Annotated in this window: 16 protein-coding genes; 8 read left to right on the top strand and 8 right to left on the bottom strand. The window is 58.1% G+C overall.

The window, feature by feature from the left end; translation table 11 throughout:
* The first annotated feature begins 20 nt into the window (after positions 1-20).
* Genes hflK (FP026_RS07950) through FP026_RS07935 form a run of 4 tightly spaced genes read left to right on the top strand, consistent with a single transcriptional unit; the run spans position 21 to position 5,522 of the window.
* On the top strand, positions 21-1,532 hold the full coding sequence (gene hflK / locus FP026_RS07950) for a protease modulator HflK (protein WP_246665282.1): 1,512 nt from the start codon (positions 21-23) through the stop codon (positions 1,530-1,532).
* On the top strand, positions 1,529-2,539 hold the full coding sequence (gene hflC / locus FP026_RS07945; protein ID WP_149634067.1) for a protease modulator HflC: 1,011 nt from the start codon (positions 1,529-1,531) through the stop codon (positions 2,537-2,539). Before hflK (FP026_RS07950) ends, hflC begins: the two co-directional genes overlap by 4 nt.
* A 2-nt stretch (positions 2,540-2,541) precedes the next feature.
* A complete protein-coding gene (hflK, locus tag FP026_RS07940; RefSeq protein ID WP_149634066.1) occupies positions 2,542-3,582 on the top strand; it encodes a protease modulator HflK in 1,041 nt (346 codons plus the stop codon).
* Positions 3,579-5,522, top strand: a complete 1,944-nt coding sequence (locus FP026_RS07935) for a heavy metal translocating P-type ATPase (RefSeq protein ID WP_149634065.1) — start codon at positions 3,579-3,581, stop codon at positions 5,520-5,522. Before hflK (FP026_RS07940) ends, FP026_RS07935 begins: the two co-directional genes overlap by 4 nt.
* A 249-nt stretch (positions 5,523-5,771) precedes the next feature.
* Here FP026_RS07935 and FP026_RS07930 read toward each other — a convergent pair whose 3' ends face one another.
* The 4 genes from FP026_RS07930 to FP026_RS07915 form a co-directional block, all read right to left on the bottom strand.
* Complete coding sequence (locus FP026_RS07930) at positions 5,772-6,065, bottom strand: type II toxin-antitoxin system RelE/ParE family toxin (RefSeq protein ID WP_149634064.1); 294 nt, start codon at positions 6,063-6,065, stop codon at positions 5,772-5,774.
* Positions 6,062-6,370 (bottom strand): type II toxin-antitoxin system RelB/DinJ family antitoxin, encoded by a 309-nt coding sequence (locus tag FP026_RS07925; RefSeq protein ID WP_149634063.1) that lies wholly within the window; start codon positions 6,368-6,370, stop codon positions 6,062-6,064. Before FP026_RS07925 ends, FP026_RS07930 begins: the two co-directional genes overlap by 4 nt.
* Before the next feature lie 294 nt (positions 6,371-6,664).
* Complete coding sequence (locus tag FP026_RS07920; RefSeq protein ID WP_149634062.1) at positions 6,665-7,399, bottom strand: metallophosphoesterase; 735 nt, start codon at positions 7,397-7,399, stop codon at positions 6,665-6,667.
* A gap of 385 nt (positions 7,400-7,784) precedes the next feature.
* Entirely contained in the window at positions 7,785-8,264 is a 480-nt protein-coding gene (locus tag FP026_RS07915; protein ID WP_149634061.1) for a hypothetical protein, read from the bottom strand.
* Between the two features lie 147 nt (positions 8,265-8,411).
* Here FP026_RS07915 and FP026_RS07910 point away from each other — a divergent pair, with 147 nt between their 5' ends.
* From FP026_RS07910 to FP026_RS07895, 4 genes are read left to right on the top strand one after another with little or no spacing between them, the layout of a single operon-like run.
* A complete protein-coding gene (locus FP026_RS07910; RefSeq protein ID WP_149634060.1) occupies positions 8,412-9,581 on the top strand; it encodes a cysteine desulfurase family protein in 1,170 nt (389 codons plus the stop codon).
* Positions 9,582-9,591: 10 nt separating this feature from the next.
* Positions 9,592-10,515 carry a DUF4007 family protein gene (locus FP026_RS07905; protein ID WP_149634059.1) on the top strand — a complete coding sequence of 308 codons (924 nt, stop codon included), beginning with the start codon at positions 9,592-9,594 and terminating at the stop codon, positions 10,513-10,515.
* Entirely contained in the window at positions 10,512-13,820 is a 3,309-nt protein-coding gene (locus FP026_RS07900; RefSeq protein ID WP_149634058.1) for an ATP-binding protein, read from the top strand. Before FP026_RS07905 ends, FP026_RS07900 begins: the two co-directional genes overlap by 4 nt.
* Positions 13,817-14,656: a phosphoadenosine phosphosulfate reductase family protein gene (locus FP026_RS07895; RefSeq protein WP_149634057.1), complete on the top strand. Its 840-nt coding sequence runs from the start codon at positions 13,817-13,819 to the stop codon at positions 14,654-14,656. The genes FP026_RS07900 and FP026_RS07895 overlap by 4 nt, the downstream gene beginning before the upstream one ends.
* Positions 14,657-14,673: 17 nt before the next feature.
* Here FP026_RS07895 and FP026_RS07890 read toward each other — a convergent pair whose 3' ends face one another.
* The 4 genes from FP026_RS07890 to FP026_RS07875 are packed head-to-tail and all read right to left on the bottom strand — an operon-like array spanning position 14,674 to position 23,816.
* Complete coding sequence (locus FP026_RS07890) at positions 14,674-15,546, bottom strand: protein kinase domain-containing protein (protein WP_149634056.1); 873 nt, start codon at positions 15,544-15,546, stop codon at positions 14,674-14,676.
* Positions 15,547-16,794, bottom strand: a complete 1,248-nt coding sequence (locus FP026_RS07885) for a GmrSD restriction endonuclease domain-containing protein (protein WP_149634055.1) — start codon at positions 16,792-16,794, stop codon at positions 15,547-15,549.
* A gap of 24 nt (positions 16,795-16,818) precedes the next feature.
* Positions 16,819-22,278, bottom strand: a complete 5,460-nt coding sequence (locus FP026_RS07880) for an FtsK/SpoIIIE domain-containing protein (RefSeq protein ID WP_210247960.1) — start codon at positions 22,276-22,278, stop codon at positions 16,819-16,821.
* Positions 22,275-23,816, bottom strand: a complete 1,542-nt coding sequence (locus tag FP026_RS07875; RefSeq protein ID WP_149634054.1) for a hypothetical protein — start codon at positions 23,814-23,816, stop codon at positions 22,275-22,277. The genes FP026_RS07880 and FP026_RS07875 overlap by 4 nt, the downstream gene beginning before the upstream one ends.
* Position 23,817 lies beyond the last annotated feature (1 nt).

Genomic DNA, 23,817 nt, shown 5'->3' with positions numbered 1-23,817 from the left:
TCGTATGTGCCGGCTGGAGCGTGAGGGCCGACGACATAGCGCTCGGCACGATGACCTTCCTCATAATCGCGGTGTGCCTGACGTTCGCGTTCCTTCTGCTGGTGACAGAAAGACGGCTTGCCGCTATCGATGCGGTCGAGTGGCCGGAGGCGAAAGCGATCTCGCAATTGGCGCGCGTACCAATTTTCGTGCTCGTCCTGTCTTGCTTCTGCCTGTTCCTGAGCGCGCGCGGGTCCGGGCTTTCCATCAAACTCCTGGCGGCGCTGGGAGGCTTCGTCGGGCTTGTCGGGCTTGAGTTTCTGCTTCGCGCGCTCGCCTCCATGTTCCGCCCGCAAAACGACAGCCGCGAGCCGGTGTTGATTGCCACCAGCGTAGTCGCGGGCGCCCTTCGGTGGCCGCCCCAGCCATTGGCCAGCGTTCAATCGGAGTTGCGGACCAAACATGGCATCGACCTTCGGCAGATCTGGGCTTTTTCATTCATGCGAAAGGCCGCACCTTCAATCATTCTCGGAACGCTGCTTCTAGGCTGGCTCTTGAGCGGTGTGCGCGAAATTCCGATGACCGACCGAGGCGTCTATGAGCGGTTCGGCAGGGCCGAGGCCATCCTGCATTCCGGCCTGCACATCGGCCTTCCTTGGCCGTTTGGCCGTCTCATTCCTGTCGAGAACGGCAGCGTGCACGAGCTGGCAACCTCCGTCAGCACGAACGGCGATGGCGAAGCCTTGGCCGATGCGGAGGGGCCCGCGCCGGAAAGCGCGAACCGGCTATGGGATGCTTCGCATATCAGCGAGAAATCGCAGCTCATCGCGAGCGGCGGTGGACAAAGCTTTCAGATCGTCAACATGGACGTGCGCTTCGTCTATCGCATCGGCCTTTCGGACCAGGCGGCGATGAAGGCGGCCTATCGGGTCGCCGATCTGCCAGCCTTGATCGAAAGCACCGCAAACCGCGTATTGGTCCACGATTTTGCCAGAAGAACGCTCGAGGACGTCTTGAGCAAAGGCCGGCTGTCGCTGGCAAACGATATCGCCTCGGCAGTCCAGAAAAACATGGATGAGCTGAACAGCGGCGTCGAAATCCTGGCGGTCGTCGTCGAAGCCATCCACCCGCCCGCCGGCGCAGCCAATGCCTTTCACGGTGTCCAGGCAGCGCAGATCAGGGCGAAGGCATTGGTCGCGCGTGAGCGGGGAACGGCGGCCGAGCAGGCGAACGAGGCGCGATTGAATGCCAGCCTCCAGCAGGACAATGCGACGGCGACGGCACGGGAAGGCATTGCGGCGTCGGAGGTCGTAAAACTGCGCTTCCAGGCCGAGCAATCGGCCTTCCACGAGGCCGGACAGGCGTTTCTGACAGAGGAATACTTCAATCAACTGACGATGGGACTATCCCATTCGAAGGCGCTCGTCCTCGACCATCGCATCGGCGGAAGTATCGCTCCGACCCTCGATCTTCGGAGCATGATGTCACCGGTCGATCCCGACACAAGTCCCAAGCCTGGCACACCATACCAAAGCGAAGAAACCGGCCCATGACTGACATGCACGCCCATCCGGGCTCGGACCATCACGATCATCATCATGATCATGATCACGGCGATGATCACAAGGAAGCCATGTCCTTTCGGTGGCCTCCCCTGATCGTCGCAATGATCGTTGTCGCCATCATTCTGGTCGCCGCCTGCCTCGTCCAGGTAAGGTCAGGGGCTGCGACCATCATCACCAGGTTTGGCAACCCGGCTCGCGTTCTGATCGATCCTGGTCTCGCCTTCCGGCTGCCCATTCCGCTCGAAAAGACCATCGACGTCGATCTGCGCGCCAAATCGACGTCCAGCGGCCTGCAAGATGTCGGTACCAAGGATGGGCTGCGGATCATCGCGCAAGCCTATGCAATCTGGCAGGTCCCCGCCGATCCGGACGCCATCAAGCGCTTCGTACGGTCGGTTCAGAACCAGCCGGACCAGGCAGCCGCGCAAATCCGAACATTCCTCGGCTCGTCGCTGGAGACCATGGCCAGCAGTTTCGACCTGTCGTCGCTGATCAATCCCGACCCGAACAAATTGCGCATCGACGCCCTTGAGGCGCAGCTCAAAGCCCAGATCGCGCAGCAATTGTTCGATACCTATGGCTTGCAGGTTGTTGATGTTGGTATCGAGCGCCTGACGCTGCCATCGGTGACATTGGCCGCTACCGTCGACCGCATGCGGGCCGAGCGTGAGACGATCGCCACCGAACGCGCGGCTGTCGGCAAACGCCAAGCCGCAGAAATCCGCTCTGCCGCCGAGCGCGACGCGAGAGTGCTGCAGGCGAACGCGACCGTGAAGGCGGCAAATATAGAGGCAAAATCCCGCGTCGAAGCGGCGCAGATCTACGGAACGGCCTATAAGAGCGCCCCGGAACTTTACGAATTGCTCCGCTCCCTCGACACGCTCGGCACCATCGTCAATTCCAATACGCGCCTTGTTCTGCGCACCGACGCGGCACCGTTTCGAGCTTTGGTCGATGGGCCACCTAACGCCCTATCGGCTGGCGGAGCACATTAGAGATGGCTGCGGTTGGGGACAGTAATTCGACAGCACAGCATCAGGCTGTTCGTCTCGTGTCAACGCTGTTGTCCGCGGTCATGGTGCTTGCGGCCGCCGGCTGGGCGACCTCCAATATCAGGGAGATCGCACCGCAAAATCGGGCCGTCGTCTTTCGCCTGGGTGCCTTGAACCGGGTGCAGGAGTCCGGCCTGTTATGGGCCTTGCCCGCACCTTTCGAAAAGGTCTTGCTGCTGCCCGACGCCGCAACGGTCCTGGAGCGCCGGATCGATGGATTGCTTCGTTCGCCAGCCGCACAGCCTGGCGAGGCCGACGCCGAGACAAAGAGCGACACCCTGGCGGGATCGGGATATCTGCTGACTGCCGACGTCAGTGTCGTTCGACTCGACATCCGCGTCTTTTATCGGGTGACCGACCCCTCCGCCTATGCCCTGCAGCAGGATCATGTCCTGCCGGCGCTCGACCGCCTTGTGACCCGCAGCGCCGTTATGATCTGCGCCTCCCGCGATTTGGATAGTATTCTCGTCGCTCGGCCGGAGCTGGTTGCCGCCGACAGCGATGTCGTCGAGCGCCGCGAGCGCTTGCGCGCCGACCTAGTGAAGAGCATCAATAGCAGCCTGAGCTCCTTGCAATCAAAGGGCATGGGTCTCGGGATCGAGATTGACCGCGCCGACGTTCAATCCGCGCTTCCGGCGACGGCCGTGAGCGCGTTCGATGGGGTGCTGACCGCGAGCCAGCAGGCAGAGCAGGCGATTGCGTCGGCACAAAACGATGCGGAGAAGGATAGGCAGGTCGCCGATCAGGAGGCCGACCGGATCGTGCAGGTGGCAGAAGCCCGGTCCAGCGAACGTCTTGCAAAGGCACGCGCTGACACGGCCACCATAACCGGCTTTGCAGGCGCGCAAGGGCCGGATAGCGATCCCGGTCTTCTCTGGCGCCTCTATCGCGATCGCGTTGCCAAAATCCTGTCGCAGGCGGGCTCGGTCGTCACGGTCGATCCCCGGGACGATGCACGCCTTATCCTGCAGGGAGCTGACAAATGAGTGGCATGACCGATCATTCCCACGGCTCCCATGGCCACGCGCATCATCACGGCCATGTGCTCAGTGCTGGCTTGCTGACCGCCAACGAAAAGCAGGCGGCGGCCGTTCAGCTGACCCTCGCCATGATAGCGCTGAGCCTGCTTACGCTCGGAATAGCCTGGCGCTGGCTTGCGCCGGATGAAGAAGGTGTCAGCCAACTTCTGCTGGCGGCCGCCTCGCTGATCGCCGCCGTTCCGGTCATCCGCTCCGGTTGGCATAGCCTGCGCCATCCGAGCCTGCATGGCATCACCGACCAATTGATCGCCCTTGCAATGCTGGCTGTCTGGGCGACGGGCGATCTGCTGACCGCCGCCCTCCTCCCGATCATCATGATGTTCGGCCATGTGCTGGAGGAGCGCAGTGTCATCGGATCGAAAGAAGCGATGGAGGCGCTGGCGCGTCTGACCCGCAGCCACGCACGGCTGATCATGCCGGACGGCTCGACGCGTGAAGTCGACAATGCCATGCTGAAACCAGGGGATCTGGTGGAAGTGAGAGCGGGAGATCGTGTACCGGCCGATGGTCGCGTCAGAGAGGGGCAGGCCAGCCTAGACACCGCGCCGATCACCGGCGAATCCGTGCCTCTCGAAGTCAGAGCCGGCATGGAGGTCTTCGGTGGCGCGATCAATCTGGACGGCCGTCTCGAGATCGAGGTGACCCGAACCGGCGAGGATTCGACGCTTGGAAAAGTCATCGCGCTGATGCAGCGTGCGGAAAACTCGAAACCACCGATCACCCGGCTGCTGGAGCGCTACGCCCAGCAATATCTGGCCCTCGTGCTGACGATCGCGGCCCTTGCCTGGTTCCTCACCTACAATGACCAGATCATGCTTGCGATCCTGGTCGCGGCCTGCCCTTGCGCCCTGGTTCTGTCAGCACCGGCAACGGCGATTGCCGGTATCGCCGTCGCGGCACGCCACGGCATTCTCATCCGCAGTTCGGCGTTTCTCGAAGAATTGGCAGACCTGACCTCACTGGTCATCGACAAGACCGGCACCCTGACTTTCGGCCGGCTTCGGCTGCAGGACGTCAAGCTGACGAGCAATAGGGACCGGGAAACTGTTCTGGCCTTGGCGGCATCCCTTGGCGCCGCCAGCAGTCATCCGGTCAGCAGGGCGCTGGCCGCGCTCGTTACCCATGACGCATACAATCCGCTGGTCAACGTCAGGGAACTGCAAGGGCTGGGTATCGTTGCCGGTGCCACAACGGGCGAAGTCGCCCTTGGGCGTCCCGAATTGTTTGAATGCCTGTCGGTCGTCGTTCCCCCGATTCCCGCACATGACGGTCCGCTCGCGGGCCTTTCCATCGGTGGGGAATTCGTCGCCTGGCTTCTCCTCTCGGACACGGTCAAGCCGGAGGCTGCGGTTGCGATGGCGGATCTGGGGGCGCTCGGGTTGAACCGCCAGCTTCTGCTAACCGGCGACCGTCAATCGGTCGCGCAAGCTCTGGCGCGCGAGATAGGCATAACCGAAGTCGTGGCCGAGGCACTGCCCGCTGACAAGCTGAAACGCGTGCTGAGCGAGACGAAAAGCGGCTTCAAACCTCTGGTCGTCGGCGACGGGATCAACGACTCGCTCGCCCTCAAGGCGGGAGCTGTCGGGATTGCCATGGGCGCGGGCGGCGCCGATATCGCGCTTGCCTCATCGGACATCATCCTGATCGGCAGCGATCTGCGACGGCTCGGCACATGCATCCGCCTTAGCAGGCTTTGCCGCCGGACATTGAAGACCAACGTCATCATCGGCCTCGGCTGGACCGTGGCGATTGTTGCATTGGCCGGCTTCGGATTTCTTGGAGCGGCGGGAGCCGTCGTCGCGGCGATCCTTCACAATCTGAGTACTTTACTCGTCCTCGCCAATGCTGGCCGCTTGATGAGATACGACGAGCCTCTTGCAGCGTGAAGCAAGATGCGCTCGCGGTGGTTTTGCGGAAATTTCTACAACGCGCTTCCGGATCGAATCGGGTCTTGCGTACCTGTGGAGCAAGACAGGCATGCGGTTAGCGCGAAGTCGGCAATATCCTGCTCAAGGATCGCCCGGCCGCGGCGCCCGCGTTCAGCCCGTCGACTGGTTTTTGCAGTTGAAGGGATCAGAACCAACGGCCCCATACTTTCCGGGCAATAAGCAGAGGTTGCGCGTCCACCTAGGAACTCAGCTGTTGGGGAAAGTCTCTGGCCATTCCTGCGAGCCATGAAGGACGCGAAGCACACGAACTGCTGTCTCTGTGACGGCATATGCCACGATATACGGCGTTCCGCTGATCACCAGTTCGCGCGTCCCTGTAATTCTTCCAACACGGCCGCTTGTGGGAAAGTCGATTAAACGGCGAGTGGCTGCCATGATTCGTTCGTCGATCATGACAGCGGCTGAAGGATTATCAGCCTCGATGTGGGTGAATATTGCGTCACGATCCGACAGAGCGAACGCAGACCATGTTAGCTTCACGATTTGCGGCTACCCGCTTTGAGGCGCGCTATCGCTCGACGCTCCGCGAAATGTGCCTCGACTTCGTCATCCGAAATGTCGGGCCGCGTGTCATTTAACGCTTCCAGTACCTTCGTACGAAACCAGGCGTCGTGAGCTTCACTGCCCCAGAAAAGTTCAAGTGGCAGCGCACCCTCATTAGCCGTCCGGGTGAGTAAGATCCGAACCGCGTCCGATACCGTTAGGCCCATGCTCTCAAGAACGGCTGAAGCGCGATCGCGAATTTCAGCATCAATACGTGTTTGGACAAGCGCGTTTGCAGCCATGGCTATCTCCACATTCCGCACAAACGTAATGCATTTGAATGGCAATATCCATAGGTAGTTTTCAACCCTCTCCAAGATTCGCTTATTTCAGCTCTTGATAGGATTTGAACCGTCGATCCATTTTTTTGCAAAAGCTATCTATCTGAAATTCCTCAGTGACAGACATCAGCTTTGTCCGCTTTGAATGACCAATTTGGGTCCGATAGCTGAACATAGGCTGCATGACACCCCAGATGGGAAAGCGGACATCGCAATTCCTCCTGCCGAGGTCTGAGTTCAGCCCGAAGCGGTCGTTCAGACGCCTACGTGACTGCTGACCAGTCCATCGGCGGAGAACCAATGAACCATAATCATGGGTGGATCACTTACGGCAGGAACGCTAGGGCCTCCAAACCAAAGCGGATTCGCGGCACAGATCGAGCCGCAAATGTGAGTGGGAATTGCAGCCAGCGTCGCGCTCATAGGTCGGTGCACGTGGCCGGATGAGATTGCCAGTGGTCTAAGAGAGCGCTGGGTCAGCAGAACAGCTAACTCCTCTCGTCCCTGCGCGATCACCGCGTCCATCGGGGGAATCCCGCATGGCACGACGTGGTGGTGCGTGAAGATGAGCGTTGATTGTGCTCCTGGCAAATCCAGAGCTCGTTTCAGCCAATCCAGATGTTGGGCGACGTCGCCAGCCGCCGAGCCAGATAGGCTAGTGTCTAATCCCACCAACCGAATTGCGCCGAACTCGGCCCTGAAATGAACAGCGTTGCTATTATTGACCTCACCGTGATGGTTCGTGAACGCCGAACTAAGTGCACGGCGATTGTCTGAATTTCCCGGCACTACCAAAACAGGACAATTCAGCACGTCAAGACGAGCCCCGATCTCAGCGTATCCTTCGGTCCACCCCTCATCGATAAGGTCTCCGGAAACCACAACAGCATCGGGCTTGACCTCGGCAAGCCATGACACCGCTCGAGCGAGACGCAACATGTTATCGTTGCTGGGCGCAGCGTGAATATCGGAAAGCTGCGCGACGATCATTTTGCACCTCCTAAACTCGCTATTCCATCATACGGGCGAATACCGGTCTTCGGAAGGCGATTTAGGGCCCACTAATAATCCTTGATGGGATCGAAATACGACCGTTCGCGACAGATCAGACTATGACTGCTGTTGGCGCGCAGGGACATGACCGGCGCCCCGGATTATGTCAGCTTTCAGGCGAGGCAACGACGATCTCTACGACCGACATGCGGGCGCAAAGCATTCGTCCTGCGCTTGGCGGCGGCGCCACTTTTTAAAGACGAAAAGCCACGGCCAACAAAAGCGGATCTATTGATGTGATGGGATTCGAACCCTCTCGGGTATTAGTCGATGGCATTAAATGCATGATAATGTTAAGAATTTTCTCGGCATCTGTTCGAAGTCAGTGCGTCGCCGGCGTAGCGACCTGATGCGGCGTTTCGATTGCGTTCAATGGCGCAGGCGCGGCTGCGATGACGTACACCGCGCCAATCAACGAAACGAACGCGGAAATGCACAGCAGAAGTTGGATCGTTTTGACAGTCGAAGGCAGGCATGACGGCTTCAATGTCACCTTATAGTCACCGTCGAGTTTATTGAGATTGGTCAAGTAACCGTTGAAAGCTCGCCCAAATCTTTCCATGATATTTATGAATGCGATGCTCAGAATGACACAAAATGAGAAAATGCCGGCTGCAATAACCCGGTCGGTATTTAGCTGAGTTGCCGCGAAATACCACAAGCCACCCAACGCGACCGTAAAAAGCGGAGGAATTTTGTATAAGATGTCGTTCATAGAGCGGAAGTGTGCATATTGCTCCCGATAGATATCAGACAGTAGAACACGCCCGGCAACGGGCTGATTATCCTCATTTTCTCGCATGGCGTATCCTTTGAATGGCTGATGGGCAGAAGTTGGTGCGCTTCCATCAATTCCGCAAGTGTACATTGCAATGGCTCGGGGCTATATCGAGGAGCAGCGTATTGGCTATTGATTCCTTAGCCTGATTGTAACCGTGCGGGGACGGAAATGGGGCACCCAATCTATCTCGATGGTTTTGCCACTCTGCCGCTTGCGCCTGAAGCTCGCGAGGCGATGCTTGCTGTTTGGACGCATCCGGGCAATGCGGGCTCACCAAACGTTTCAGGCGAGCTTGCCGCCCGAGCGATTGCTGATGGCCGCGGATCGGTTGCCGACCTGATCGGCGCGACGGCGAGCGAGATCACCTTCACGTCCGGTGCGACCGAAGCCAACAATCTAGCGATTTTGGGAGTAGCACGTGCCGCTGGCAGGCGCGAACCCAACCGGAAACGCGTCCTCGTTTCGGCCGTGGAACATAAGGCAGTGTTGGAACCTGCATATGCCTTGCAGTCCGAAGGGTTTGAAATCAGCATCGCTCCCGTCGATCATCGCGGTCGGCTTGATCTCGAGGCATTTACACGGCTCATCGACGAAGATCTCCTGCTTGCATCCGTGATGATGGTCAACAATGAGACCGGTGTCATTCAGCCGGTCAAGGAAGCTGCTGCCTTGGCGCATGCGAGCGGCGCGCTCTTCCATAGCGATGCTGCGCAGGCCGCCGGCAAGATCGATGTCGATGTCGTTGAGCTTGATGTCGACTACCTCACCCTTTCGGCCCACAAAACTTATGGCCCGATGGGGGTCGGCGCCTTGTATATTGCCGCATCAGCACTGAAGCCCCTCCCCCTGACATTAGGAGGAGGCCAGCAAAGCGGACTGAGGCCAGGAACCGAACCGGTCGCACTGATTGCTGCTTTTGGTGCGGCAGCTCGGGTTGCAAAACACCGGCTTTCATCTGACCAAAAGCACTGCTCGGGCTTGATCGAGCAGTTGATTGAGACGCTTGAACAGCGGCAACTTCGCTTCCGGCGGGTGAGCGGGGATGCGCCAACAGTTCCGGGCGCGGCGTCCATCCAACTTTTCGGCGTCGATGCTGACGAGCTCTGCGCCCGCATCGCGCGCCATGTCTCGCTTTCAACAGGATCCGCATGCACCTCGGGGCAAATCAAGACTTCCCATGTTCTTGAATCTATTGGTCTTTCTGAAATAGACGCTCGCGGCGTTATCCGGATTTTCTGTAATCGCTATCAGAATTCTGAAGAGATAATAACTGCTGCCGGCCACATTGTTGATGCAGCCGGGCAGTCCCGCCTTGCAACTGGAGAGCTTCACCAGTAGAGTGCCCTTCATGGGACGCGCTACGATAAAGATCGATTCGAGAGGGCAGTTTGCGGGACACGAAACGTTCCCGCTCCGGCTGCTATGGTTGAAGAAAGCCTTCGATGCAATCGGAGAAGGAGCCGATTCGAGAACATTTCAGGAACAAGATGCCATAACGCGTTTCGGCGTCGGACGCAACATGGCCGTGTCGATGCGCTATTGGGCGCTCGCTTCGGGGTTCTTCACCGAAGTTGACCGCATTATTGCGCCAACCGGGGTTGGTCACGCCATTCTCAGCGACGACGGTCTCGATCCCTACCTCGAGCAATCTTCGACAATTTGGCTCGCTCATTGGCATATCGCCAGCACACCGGCGATGACAACAACTGCCTACTACGTGTTCAATTTGCTTAATGCGATCGAGTTTGATCCAGCCATGTTGCTCGACCAGCTCATGGCTTTGGTCGAGACTAACGGATGGCGGGCAACACGCGGAACGCTCAAGCGCGATATCGAGGTATTTTTGCGGAGCTATGTGCGACGCGCGGATACTCTCAATGAAGATGCAGCAGAGCCTCTGTTAGCCGAGCTTGCTTTGATCCGGGAAGCTCGGCTTGGCGGCTGGTACGAGTTCGTCCGCGGTCCCAAGCCAGGGCTCCATGACGCCATATTCGCTTACGCCCTTGGCCAATTCTGGGAACGCTCCGGCGGTTCGACCACAATGACGGCTGAACAGATTTGTTATGGAGCAGGCTCGCCAGGCCGCGTTTTCAAACTCGATGAAGACAGCGTGGTTTCCCGGCTGATGCGGCTCGACGATCTCACCGCAGGTGCTTGGCAATGGGTCGACACGGCCGGTCTTCGCCAGATCCAGCGCACATCCGAGTTCGATCCGACGATGGTTCTTTCTCTCGCCTATCCACGCAAACCCGACCGTCAGATCGCAGCATGAGCAAGCTTTCCAGGATAGTCTCCATCGATCGCCGTTTTGCGCGATCGGCCCGGCTCGACGCGGACCTGAACGGTACGCCGCCATTAGTTGGATACGTTTTGCAGGCAAGCGTGGCGAAAGCCCTGCGTACGCTTGGTGAGAGCCAGCGGGACCACCATCAAGGTGCTTATACTTGGACCGGTCCTTATGGCGGCGGTAAGTCAAGTGCTGCCTTGCTGCTTGCAAATCTCGTGGCCGGCACGAAGAAGAACCGCAAAATTGCTCGAGACATCGCGGGGGAGCCCCTTTCGACCCTGTTCAGTCAGGCGTTCCCCGAAACCAGCGGCGCCTGGAAAGTCATTCCCGTTACCGGAAGCCGGACACGGCTCCGGGACGCTATCGTTGAAGCCGCACGCAATACCCTTGGTTGGTCTGAGGATACCGCGTCCCAGTTCGCAGCAAACGATGATCGCCTTATAAAGGCTTTGATCGCAGGCGGCGAAGGCGCGTCGAGCGGGGCCCTCCTCATTCTCGACGAACTCGGGAAGCTTCTTGAGCATGAGGCTCTCGAGGGCGGCGACGTGCATCTGCTTCAGGATCTCGCCGAACACGCATCCCGCAGCAACGGCCGTTTGGTGGTCATTGGCATTCTCCACCAGTCGTTCGATCAGTACACGGCACGCGCTGCGCGCGACGCCCGCCAGGAATGGCGTAAGGTTCAGGGCCGTTATCAGGACATCGCTTTTCTTTCGGGTGCAGACGAAACAGTTGCGCTGCTCGGGCGGGCCATCGCCGCTGATCGCCCTGATTACGATGCCTCGCACGCCCGCACTGTTGCTGAAGCTGTCGCAAAACGCCGCCCAACAGATGTTGACGTTCTGACGGAAGCGCTAGGGCAGACATGGCCTCTTAACCCGGTGAGTGCCCTTCTGCTTGGACCGATTTCAAGGGCGCGGTTTGCCCAAAATGAACGAAGCGTCTTTGGCTTCTTGAGTTCGGCGGAGCCCTCCGGCTTCAAGGAGTTTTTGGAGACGACCGATCTCGACGGCGGGTCCTACGACCCCGCGATGCTCTGGGACTATCTTGCTGCAAATTTTGGAATGGCCCTCACCGCGGGTATAGACGGCAACCGCTTCAGCCTCGCATTCGAGGCGATAGAGCGGGCCAGTGTCAAAGGAACCAGTTTGCACGTCAAATTGACGAAGGCGGCCGCGATCATCGAGTTTTTCCGCAACGGATCAGGCGTCGTGCTCGCGGACGATTTTTTGATCGCGTCGGTACCCGGCTTCGCGATGAAAGCGATCAGCGAAGCGATAAGGGATCTCGTCGATTGGGCTATTCTGATCCGGCAGCCACGCCTCGGAGGATATGCGCTGTTTGCCGGCAGCGACTTCGATCTTGAAGAGGCCATTGGGCGGGCTATCCAACCGGCGGATTCACTTGAACTCGCCGACATTCCGCGTCGGGTCGGTTTGGGATTTGCCACGGCAAAACGGCACTATTTCCAGAAAGGCGCGTTGAGGACATTTGAGATAGCACTGCAGGTCGTCGGCCCGAACGACACGATCGAGTCGTTGACGAGCGGTATTTTGGACCGCCCTCTTCGTGGCAGCGGCCTTTTGTTGTTGCTCCTCGGCGACGGTTCTTTGACGGCGAAATCAGTCAATCAACTGGCGCAGAAAGCCGCCAAAGCGCTGGCAGCGGAGGAGCGTATAATTGCCGTGGGCGGGGCAAATGACAGCTTTGCCCTCCGGTCAACGGCCGCAGAGTTGTTGGCGGTCGAACGTGTTTTCCGTGAGCACCCGCAGCTGGAGGGTGACCGGATAGCAAGGCGGGAGATTGCCGCGAGACAATCTCACTGCATCGATCAGCTTCATCGGTCGCTCGAAACGGCGTTTGAGAATGCAAGCTGGTACCTGGCGCCTCAACCGAGCCAAGCCATACGCGCACCGCTAACGGTCGTTGCAAGTGCGTTGGCCGACGCCGGTTTCTCCAAAGCGCCGATAATCAAGAGCGAGTTGCTTCAGCGAGACAAACCATCATCGAATTCGATGGCGGCTTTGCGCGAGCTGGCTCATGCAATGGTCAACTCGTATGCGCATGAGCAGCTGGGAATGACCCAGTATCCCGCCGAGCTCGGCCTCTATCTTACCTTGCTTCGACCATTCGGACTGCACAAAGAGATCAAGGCCGGCGTGTTTGGCTTTTCGGAACCGGACGATAGCCAAGAGGGCGCATCGCTCCGGCCTGCGTGGGAGGTAATCGACTTTGCAGGCGAAAAGCCTCTCGATGCCGTCTACGCTGAGTGGGCTCGGCCGCCCTATGGTCTCAAAGCCGGTGTCATGCCGGTATTGGCGCTTGCCTACATGCTTGCCAAGCGCGAGAGCGTCGCCGTCTATATTGACGGGGTGTATCAAACAACAATCGATGATGTCGTCGTTGACAAGCTATTGCAGAAGCCTGGTCTCTTCCGTTTGAGGCGAATTGACCGGTCCGTGCGCGAAACGGCGTTTCTTAGTGGGCTCGCGCAGCTGCTCGGCGTCGACCATCACGGCGCGTCCTTGCCCGTCGCCGCAGCTCTCTTTCAGCGTTTTGAAGACCTCTCACAGTTCGCAAAGCGGACCACCAACCTTGATCCTTTGGCCGTGAAAATCCGCGGGATCGTGATGAAGGCAGACGATCCCGAGCGTCTCTTGTTTGACGATCTTCCGGCTGCTCTCGGTGAAGAGCTCACCGCGGAGGCCGTCTACCATGCGCTTCAAGCGGCGGAAGCGAGCTATCCGGCGCTGCTCAAGGAGTTGCGTCTGGCACTTGCAAAGGCGCTCGGCATCGATGCCGCAAGTTTCGCTGGAATTGCGGAACGCGCATCGCTGCTGAAAGGCTTGACGAACGACTACAATTTCGACGCCTTTGCAGATCGCGTTGCAGCGATGGAGCTCGGCAAAGGCGACATCGAGAGCACTGTCAGCGTCTTGTTGCATCGCCCGGCCCGAAACTGGTCAGACAGAGACCGGCAGGAAGCTCTGACGGAAATTGCTCGCTATGGGCGCCGTTTCCGGGAGCTTGAGGCTTTGGCGATCGTACGAGATCGGCGCTCCCAGACCGAGGCCCTTGCACTTGTCGTCGGCCTGGACCCGAAGACGCCGCCGTTGATGCGCAGCTTCGAACTGAGCGAAAGCGAAAAGGTGGCCGCCGCGGGCATCGCTGATCGCTTGGTGGCTTCGCTCAGATCAGAAAACAAGAGTGGACGACTGCAGCTTGCTGCATTGGCGCGTGCAGTCGCGATGATGGCTGCCGATGGCGAAGATGAGGTTAGTAGACAATGAGTGGGGAGCGTCATATCCTCGGTCTCTCGGGCGGGCGCGATAGCGCCGCGCTCGCGGTTTACATGCGGCAGCATCATCCAGAGCTGCCGATCGAGTATTTCTTCACGGACACCGGCAAGGAATTGCCTGAGGTCTATAGCTTCCTGGATAAGCTCGAAGGCTTTCTCGGCCGCCCGATCCAGCGACTTAACCCCGATCGCGACTTTGATTTCTGGTTGGACGAGTACGGCAATTTTCTGCCCTCGCCCCGCACCCGCTGGTGCACGCGACAGCTGAAACTTCGGCCGCTGGAGCATTGGCTGCAAAAGGATCTTGAAAGCGGGACGATCGTGCACTCCTACGTTGCCATCCGCGCCGATGAGCCGAGCCGAGAGGGCTATCAAGCCACACACCCCAACATGCGGGTCCATCTTCCGCTTCGTGAAGCAGGCGTCGATCGTACCGGTGTCATCGAAATACTCGAGCAGTCAGACGTCGGCGAGCCGGCCTACTATCAATGGCGTTCGCGGTCCGGCTGCACATTCTGCTTCTACCAGCAGAAGATCGAGTGGGTTCGGCTCGCCGAACATCATCCAGATCGCTTCGCCGAGGCCGTCGATTATGAAAAGACCGCGCTACGAGACGGCTCGCCGTTCACGTGGAGCCAAGGCGAAAGCCTGACGGATCTGATCTCGCCCGAACGGGTCGAACAGATCAAGTCAGATTACGAGAAACGCCGGGAGCGACTGCGGCGCGGCCGGCGGATCAATCCGCTATCCGCCAGAACCCCGGAGACGATTGATGAGGTGTACGGCCTTGACGAAGGAGCCGCCAGTTGCGTTGTTTGCCACAAATGATTATGGGGGCGGGGCGATTACCCTAGAATTGCGTCATCAATCTGTGCCGCGAAGGCCTCACCATCAGCCGGTCGTATTGAAGCGCTGTGATGAAGTGCTTTAAATATTGGATCGAACAGCGTTTCCGGTCCCTTCCAGTCAGCCTTAGAAAGAACTCCTGTAGGGTGACGACGGTTAACGACAAACCAGAACACCGACGCCAGCTGAAATACATCGGATGCTGCGTTGATCTGGTCATCTCGACCAATGCTGCGGTTATTTGCTTCTGGAGACATCCAAAACCGCGGACCTACGATTTCCCAGTCGGGGGTCATTCTTTCTTCGCCCGGCAGATCCAACATGTCACATAGTCCGTAGTCGCTGAGAACCCAACGGTCCCCCATAACGAGGATGTTGTCGGGTTTAATATCACGATGAACAGCCCTTCTATGGAGCTCGCCGAGACCATGTGCGAGTCCGCGGAACTGAGCTAGAAAAATTTCATTCGGAACAGGAGCTCGTTTTACAAGCGACGACAAGGGTTCATTGGCCAGCATCATGACGATAAATGGGATATCTTTTATTGGTTGTGATGAACGCGACCTTCGCTGCTCGCCATCTATACTTCCTGCATCTTGATATGCGATTAGATGATCATGCCGGATCCCCTGAAGGAGGGTTTTTTCTCGATCAAAACGCTTACGCCGGTGCGCTCGTAGGTCGAGAAGAAACTTAACAGCATATTCGGTACCATCTCCTAGGTCGGTACACCGATGTACAACCCCATTTCCGCCAGCAGCGATTCTTTCGCCAACCTCATATGTCTTTCCGATTGGAGTCCGCAGTTCATCCGGAATAACTATCGTTTCTTTCGCCGGATTTTCGCCGCGGCCAGAGAATAGTAAAGCCATTCAGGCACCCGTCCTGCATCCGTGCATCCGCCAACTCGCGTTTGAGATTTGGAACACCTCGGTGCCTACCGGCCAGTCTAATTCCCGTCCGTCGCCCGTATGATTGTGTTGGGGCTCGCCGCATTCAATGCAGTTTTCAAAAAGTTTGCCTTGAGCACCGCCATTTTCCAACTGAAAGGCGATAGATTCAAACTTTAATCGCACAGTCCCGTCTGGTTTCCTCGCACGATAAGTTCCTTGCAAAATATCCATGAGGAAGTTCTTCCGCCAAGATCGGCTCGCCACGGTATTTGCTTGGGACACGCACTTTATAGCATACTCGCTCAACACATCGATCTCGGACTCTGGCGCTATATTGGCGTCAAGTAAGCGCAAATCACCCCTCAAAGGTTCAAGATTCTTGCCGGCTAGATTTTCTCCGGCAGTCTGGAATTCGTATATCGTGAGAAAGAGAGAGTAAAAATCCGATTTCTGCCTAAATCGCGTCTTGGCCAACGGCAACTTTTCAGCAACGAAAATTCTTTCTAGGTCGTCTATGACCGCCAAGAAAGCTTGTTTAACCTTCGCCTCGTCTGCAGGCTTCCATTCAGCATATCTAGAATAGAAGTAGTCCAGATCACCCTTCTTATCTTGCGGCCCTTCAAGCATACCAGCAAGAATCTCAGACACGAATTCCACGTCGCCCATTCGCCTTCGTTGCCCGACAGTAAATACCCGTGAAGCATCGAGAAATTCGTTTAGGGAGAGGTCAGTAGAAAGCTCAAGGAACCTCCCTGGGAAGTCGGCTCTACGCAACTCTTGCCTATTCAACGGCATAGAGTACTTATTTACACGCGAATAAACTTCACGTACTTCTTCTTCCGTAAAGCCAGTAGCTTCGTTATAGTCAATCTTGTATAGAAGTATACTATCTTTTACTTCTTTCGGAAGTTCGCTAAATTTTTTCCCAAAGAATTCACCCGAATAGGGTTCGTCTAGAGCGAATTCGTCTCTTAGGAACGCTAATATTGCTGAGATGCGTTGCTGACCGTCAATTACTTGCCTATGCGTGTGTTCATTTCGAACCTCGTTCCAAAGGAACATCTTTGGCATTGGAACCTGCCTTAGAATAGTATCAATGAGCATGATGCGAGCGGCCGGATTCCAGACTTCCTTGCGCTGAAAGGAAGGCCGCAATTCAAGGCGTCCAAGAGAGTTCCAATCCCTTAGGTCTGAGATCGGATGCGGACTTGAATTCCACGTTCCCACCCTATGTCTCCTTCATCTAACCGGCTAATCGCTACTCGCCGTACTATTTGAGTTTGATATTGCTGCAACTGCCGCTTCGATATCTTCATCGGAAAGAAACGGAGCTTGCGCATAGATTATAGTTGGCTCGCCGCTCAGTTTTGCGGCAAGATGACCGAGCCCCAAGAGCTGTTCCGCTCCTTTCATGCCAAGCGCGATTTCGGATGTTCCGACGCTCGCAACCTTCAGGATCAATCTGTTGCCGAGGTTGTCCCGTAGCTGCATCGGCATGACGTTGGCATCGGGCCGTTGCGCCGCGAAGATCAGATGCATGCCGGCGGCGCGTGCCTTCACGCCCAAGCGCGAAACATTGGATGTCACCGCGGACTTGTAATCCTCCGTCAGCATCCATTCCGCAAATTCGTCATGGACCAGAAAGACATATGGCAGCCGCTCGGAACGCTCGACTTTGGAATTAAATGCTCGAATGTCTCGAGCCCCCTTGGATCGGAACAGCTCGTAGCGGCGCTCCATCTCCGTGACGAGCCCCTCCATGACTTCAACCGCCCGCGTTTGGTCGACAATCACCCCGCCCTGCAGATGCGGCAGCCGCTCGATTGCCGCATAGTCGACACCCATCTTCGGGTCGATCAGGTGGATGTGTGCTAGATCACTGGAGTTGGTCGCAGCGATATCGAGGAGGAGCGCTTGGATCAGCACGGATTTCCCCGACCCTGTTGCGCCCGCGACGAGCGTGTGGGGCTCATGCTGTTGGCCGCCGGCGAATGGACCACCAAGGTTCAGATAGAGGATATCGCCGTCGAGTTCCTTCAGGCCGAGCACGAACGACGTGTTCACGCCCGCGGCATTGCGATTGATTTCCCGTCGGCCCCAAACATCCCAAAGCGAAACGACCTGTCGCTGCGGCCGCGCTACGCCGACGACGATCTCGCCCGGCAATGGCGAAATCGAAATCAGCCTGAGCCCGTGCGTCGTCAGTAGAGATGATTGTTTCGCTTCAATGTCTTCCACGCGCAGACGATCCGACCCCATGAAGCGGATGAGTGCGGCGTTTGGGGTCAGGCGCGTTCCCACGATCTTGGCCTGGAGATTGTAGCCGAGCAGTGCGGAACGCAGCTTTTGTGCGGTGCTGTCCAACCATTCCCGCTCGTCCGCGGAGTTTTCGCGCGCTTTCTGAGCGCGAGCTTCGATGAGAGCGGCAATGCCGATCTCGGCGCCGGCGCGAGGAAATTTGTCGGGCGTCGGAGCAGCCGTACCGCCGCTCGGTAACGCAGGAGTACCCGGTTGGTTGTTCGTCAAAGACGATAGTGAGATGGTTGGCTGGTCTTCGTCTTTGGTTTGGGTGGAAGCTGGGGCGGGGGTGATTTCCCCGCCGGACAGACCGCCGCCGTCGCCGCTCACGGCGACCGAACCATTGCCGTTTGTGCCCGGTTCTACGGCCTCAATAACAATTCCGCCTTCGGGATCGCCCTCGTCGTCATCTTGATCATAGTCATGGCTGATGGGCTTTTCGCTCCCCGCAATCGAATGCTCTTCTTTGATAGCCTTCGTCCAATCAACCCGCGGCGCCGGGTGACGATAACTGACCGAGTTCCACGTATGCTTTTCGCCAAGCTGGGCGCGAAGTTCGGTTAGGCTCTGTTTCGCCTCGTAAGCCTTGATCAGTTTGCGGAGCCCCTCGCGCGTGAACGTTTCCTGAAGCCCCATCTGAATTTCCGGCAACTCATCCTGCTCTCCCGACGAACTGCCGTCAGTCGCTGGGCCAGAAACGAAAATGTGCGAGTAACCGCGCAAATCGATCGGGACAGCACCGCGGCGAATACCGTCTCGAACCCGTTCGAGAAGGTTTGCCTGACCTAGTGCTGCCGTACCGTCCAGCAACAAATCGGAGATGCGGGAAAGCCAGAGGTCGCGATCGAGGCGTCCGGGATCGCCAAACAAAGCGTCATCGATACGGGCAACAGTCTGTCGCAGTTGACTGCGTGACTTGCGGCTCGCCTCCGCCAAACCGGATTGATCGACGTATTTCGCTTCAGTCACGATTGCCCTCAGCTTCGGAAGATCATCCTCGCCTGTCGAGAGGCTGATGCCAAGGATGTCGGCGATACCCTCCTCCTTCTGTCCAAGCCATTCCGCATAATCATCGAGGAGGAACCAAGCAACGGCTGCGCGCTCACCAAGCTCCTCTTCGACCAGGGCCCGGCTCAGCACCAAACCAATCAGCTCGCCGGCGGAAACGCCCCGTTTGGCTGCACGCAAAACGATATCGCCGGATATAGCATTGGCGTCTTCGATCATTCGTCGGGCGAGACCTGCAAGGCGGTCGTCGTCAAAACCCAAGGAGAGTTCCGCGAGCCGCCGCTTGACCAGCACGTGAAGTATTCGCAGCTCCGATGTCGACGACACGACCATGTTGCGGCCGTGGGTGCGTTGCCGACGATACCGGATGACGTTGATCCCTTGGGCAGCAAGCTGCCGCTTGTCGAGAAGATCGTCATAGGTGGCGACCCACTCCGCCAATTTATGCACCTCGTCGAACATTCCCTTCAGGCCACCATCCTGGAACGAGATCTGGCGCGCCGGCAGATAGTGCTCGTCTGGACCGTGCGACTGGCGCCGAACAACGTTCGCGACGGCGTCGATATAGGCCCAACCAGCATCTGGCTGACGCGGGCACGTCAGGTAGCTCGTCGCCTTGAGTTCGTCTTCGGCGGTGACCCGCCGGTACGACCACCGGGCCGGTACGTGTTCCAGCAACGAAGGATTATCCGGCAAAGCCGGAACCGGAAACCACTGTTCGCGCGCTTGACGGGACACAACGTCGTGCAGGAATGCCACGTCTATCTCGCGTGCTCCGCCCGACTTTGACCCGCCCGCAACGTCGAGCATGACGCCGATACGCAGCTTGGACATGAAGTTCCGCGATGTCTCACTGACCACTACCGCATCGGGATCATTTTCCGATCGTTCAAGCAGCTCGGTGTAGACTCCGGACAAGCGGGCCCGGTCGCGATGGCGGACCAGAACATTGCAATGGACCTCTTCCTGATCCTGCACCGAACTTAGCGCGCTCACGGTTGCGAGCGGCAACCCGGCCGCATCGCAATTGTAGAGCATGATGCTGAGATTCAACCGCTCATGCGGCTGCAGGTCGAGATAGCGTTCGAGCAGAGCGCGGATCTGTTTTGCGGCCTCTGATGGATCAACGTCCGTGGTCGCCTCGGATGGATCACGAACCGGCCGCTCGACCAGGCTGTAGTCGTTGACCGTGCTTGTTTCCGTGAGCAGGACAGGTTCGCTGCCGTCATAGCCGACAGCCACTTCAGGGTAGAGCGGATGGCTGAGTTCGTCGCGCAGATCGCTGAAAAACAGACGGGAGTCGCCGAAGTTCACATCGACATCCGACAAGAGATAGCCGGCCAAGCCTGCCACCGATCGCATTTTAGCCGCTACACCAGCCAAGCGCAGTGGGTGCCACGGTGCGACAATGGCTGACGGCGCGCTCCCTAGTACTTCGATCGTTCCGATCCGCAGCACCGGCTCCCAGATATCGCGGCGGTTAAGATCACCTATGGCATTCTTAGCCAAACTGTTCAGCAGGGCGCCGTAGGCGTCAGCCTGAGTGAGGAGGATGGCAGACGCGTACCCGGACGACTGCAGGGATGTAATTGCGTCGGTATACATGGTGGCGAATTGCTTCCACGCCGCAGCAATGTCGTCAGCGCCCGCCTGCGTGATCCGGCCTGCCTCCTTTGCCTCCTTCAAGAGTTTTGGGAAGAGCTTCGCAAGGTCGATGCCGGTGCTCGTGCGCGGAATAAGTGTTCCGGCATCCTGTCCGAAGGCTGGTTGCAGCGTTCCCGTATCGTTGAGAGACACCGACTGCAGAGCGCCCTTTCGACTAACCGAGAGACGCGCAACGCTGCTGCGTCCAAACGGGCGCTTGATGAGGCGGCCAAGATCTTTCGGCAGTTCCAGGCCGATGGCTGCTGGCTGGCCGGTCCACACGAGCTGAACGGTTGCCCGCTCCCGTCCGGCTGTTAGCGCCACATCGAATTTGATCTGCAAGGCACTTCGCGCCGTCGACTCGTTTCGCCGGTACTTTTTCTGACGTGCTTTCGCGCGATCGAGCAGTTCTTCGTAGCTGAAGAGATCGGGTACGTCCCATTCGACGGCTGCGCCGAGAAGCGCCGGCAACCCTCTGTAGCGCAGGCCGAAATACAGGCCAACGTCGGCATTGAGGTCGAGCCACTGGTTACGCGATCGCCGAGCAGACTTAATGCTCAACTTCCGGGACCCGCCTCCGAGCACCTGACCAAAGAGACGTTCAATGACTCGCAGCAGGCCTTCAAGGAAATCGGTGCATTCGATCGGGCGACCGAAGACAAAGCGCTCCCACTTGACCCTGAGAGCTTTGTCTTGCCCGAGATCATCCCTGTGGGCCTCGAAGAACTCGCGATCGTCCTCACGCGTCTCCTTCAGCGATCGGCCTTTGAGAACGCGGAGGTATTCGTTGTCGACTGGGCTCAGTCGGTCGGGAAATGTGAACTCGAAGAAATTGATCGTCTCTTGGGCGAGCGAGGTTTTCTTCAGCTTAATGCCGGAAAACAGCTGAAGAACGCTCTCAGCCTCCCATTCGAAGAGGCTGAGCGCTTCTGCTTCTGAGCCCCAGCCTGGCGCGGCCTCAATGAAAGCATCGATGGCAGGATGGACCTCCGCCGGGATATCGTCCCGCACCTCCGCGAACTGCTCTCTCAACTCTTCATTTTCGATAAGCTGGCGATTGGGACGCTGCTTGACCATCAGGGGTTTGCGCTCGGCGACGAGCTTTTCGAACAGCTTTTTCCACCGACGCGTGACTTCGCGATCGCGTTCGCCAAGCCCCAGAAAGTAACCGCTGTCGCGCGGCAGGCGCAACGCCGGCAATGCCCATCCAAGTGCATCGGTGACCGGTACCGCATCGGTTTCGATACGCGTTCGGGTCATGGCGACATAGGTTGCAATCTGGTGGAGCGTCCAGTCATCGGCGGCAGTCAGCCCCTTCAACGCAGCCATCCAGGTCGCGATCTGGCTCTCGCTCAGACCAAGGCCGACGGCAGCGGCCTCGACCCAAGGTCCCGGCTCTTCCGTCAGCTGTTTCGCGCCTATCAAGGTCACATCCCCGAGGGAGGCACCTTGGTCTTCATCCGTGTTGGCAAAAAGAAGTGCGGGACGGTCATAGTCGGCGTGCCGGATCGCCACCATCCGCTCGTCCGTCATCACGCTATCCGGAAGTCCGAAAGGTGAAACTAGGCTGCGCGGCAGCGCAATGGTCAGAAGCTCAGTGGCTTTCGCATCGGTGAGCAACGCCAGAGTGATTGCAGCGACCTGCTCGCCGGTCAGACGATCGAGAAGATATCGCGCCATGCCATCTTCCGGCGAGAGCGCGTCAAGACGCAAACGGATCGATGTCGCGCCGGCGGCGCCAATGAGATCAGAAGGATTCACTCGGCTCTCGCTCTCTGGAATGGGTTTTCGACATAGGCGCAGCTGTCGGATAGGCGTCTGAGAAGACCCAGGCTTGCCAATCGCTCTTCAAGGCGATGGGCATTGTCCGAAAAGTCTTCCTGATCTGCGGTCCCGGCATCGACAAATGATCGTGCCTGCGCATCTCCGATGACGATCCCGTACCGCTGATGCAAGCGCGCCAGGAAGTCTTTGAATTCGAGCCTGTTGTCCACGCAGGCCACGACGAGGGTCTTCAGCAACCGATCGGTTGGTGCATACCGTACGCGCCGGCTCGATCGACGTGACGACAATCCGATAGCCCGCGACCATGTCGCATGAATTTTGCCCACGTGCTGTTTGTGACGGGTGGTGGCCTTCCTGAGCAGCTCATCAAGCAGTTGCGTCGGATCACCGACAGTCTCGTCTTCGTCCCTGTCTGGCCATCCGAACTCGCGCTGCATCAGGTCGCTGGCCCTCAAGACGGGTTCGTCGGATGCAACGGCGGCCGTCCAGGCCGGCGTCTCGGCAATTCGCACGATAAAGCGCTCGATCGCGAGTTGCGGCAGCATGTTGTTGTGTTGATAGGAGTCGGCTGACAGATCCCGCACAACCGACTTTTTTGGCGAGACGATTTCGCATGCGAGTTCGACAGGAGAACGGTCAAGCAGCTCTCTTGCCCGATCGAGTTGATAAAGAAGCAGATTGAGGCCAGCAGTGGTTACAAGATGCGGAATAGCGTCATGGCCCGGAATGGGCAGCTTCAGGATCGAAAGCCAATCTTCCGCCATCCGATCGAAGACAAGGTGCTGCGAACACGGCAGATAGGCACCCCCACGTTCTGCCTTGGCGAGCTGGACATCCCCCTGGAGCGCGCGCGCCATTGCATCATAGGGCGCCGGTTGATCCAGAAAGCGGGACGTCAGCAAGGCGCGAAGCTCGTCAGCGTGCTTGCTCCTGCTTAACATGAGATAGAGGATTTCGCCGGTGCGGGCGAAAAACCGGCGATCGTTCGAGACGCTGCCGTTCGGCTTGACGTTGACGTCTTCGAACAGAGAATGCGGCCCGAACGGGAAGACGAATTTGGAGCTCCACCGCTTGTTGCTCGACCCTTCGATTGCTGAGCCTTGGAGGAAGTTCAAGACGGCCGCAAAGTCGTCGAACGTTTCGAAGCGATCGCGTAGATACCTGAAATTAGGCTTGTCGATGCCGCCCGCGGTTTCCGCCATCTTATCGAGCCAAAGTGACCACGCCTCGTCGTCTGACCCTGCTTCGGCGCGAACCGTCATCACATGGGGATTGTTGAACACGAGATTGCGCAGGCGTAGCTGAAGCTGCGGCTTATACGAGAGGCTGTTATACGTTCCCTCGATCAGCGCCCGGCCCTCACGGTGCTCCGACAGGAGCACCGTCAGAAATTCGAGGAATGTCAGCCACGGTGACTGCTCATCATGAAGGCGGTGTCCCCAGATCGCTTCGTCGATCCAATAAGCAGGCCCGGTGCGTTCTTCAAACTGGGTGGGGCGATCAAGAAATTCCATT

Source organism: Martinezella tropici, assembly GCF_008370325.1.
In the GTDB taxonomy this organism is placed as follows: Bacteria; Pseudomonadota; Alphaproteobacteria; order Rhizobiales; family Rhizobiaceae; genus Rhizobium; species Rhizobium tropici_B.
This window is presented reverse-complemented; position numbering and strand designations above follow the sequence as displayed.

Coding starts and splice junctions, on each gene's coding strand:
- FP026_RS07895 (WP_149634057.1), top strand. CDS start 13,817: ATGAGTGGGGAGCGTCATATCCTCGGTCTCTCGGGCGGGCGCGATAGC.
- FP026_RS07935 (WP_149634065.1), top strand. CDS start 3,579: ATGAGTGGCATGACCGATCATTCCCACGGCTCCCATGGCCACGCGCAT.
- FP026_RS07900 (WP_149634058.1), top strand. CDS start 10,512: ATGAGCAAGCTTTCCAGGATAGTCTCCATCGATCGCCGTTTTGCGCGA.
- FP026_RS07915 (WP_149634061.1), bottom strand. CDS start 8,264: ATGCGAGAAAATGAGGATAATCAGCCCGTTGCCGGGCGTGTTCTACTG.
- FP026_RS07910 (WP_149634060.1), top strand. CDS start 8,412: ATGGGGCACCCAATCTATCTCGATGGTTTTGCCACTCTGCCGCTTGCG.
- hflK (WP_149634066.1), top strand. CDS start 2,542: ATGGCTGCGGTTGGGGACAGTAATTCGACAGCACAGCATCAGGCTGTT.
- FP026_RS07905 (WP_149634059.1), top strand. CDS start 9,592: ATGGGACGCGCTACGATAAAGATCGATTCGAGAGGGCAGTTTGCGGGA.
- FP026_RS07875 (WP_149634054.1), bottom strand. CDS start 23,816: ATGGAATTTCTTGATCGCCCCACCCAGTTTGAAGAACGCACCGGGCCT.
- hflC (WP_149634067.1), top strand. CDS start 1,529: ATGACTGACATGCACGCCCATCCGGGCTCGGACCATCACGATCATCAT.
- FP026_RS07920 (WP_149634062.1), bottom strand. CDS start 7,399: ATGATCGTCGCGCAGCTTTCCGATATTCACGCTGCGCCCAGCAACGAT.
- FP026_RS07890 (WP_149634056.1), bottom strand. CDS start 15,546: ATGGCTTTACTATTCTCTGGCCGCGGCGAAAATCCGGCGAAAGAAACG.
- FP026_RS07925 (WP_149634063.1), bottom strand. CDS start 6,370: ATGGCTGCAAACGCGCTTGTCCAAACACGTATTGATGCTGAAATTCGC.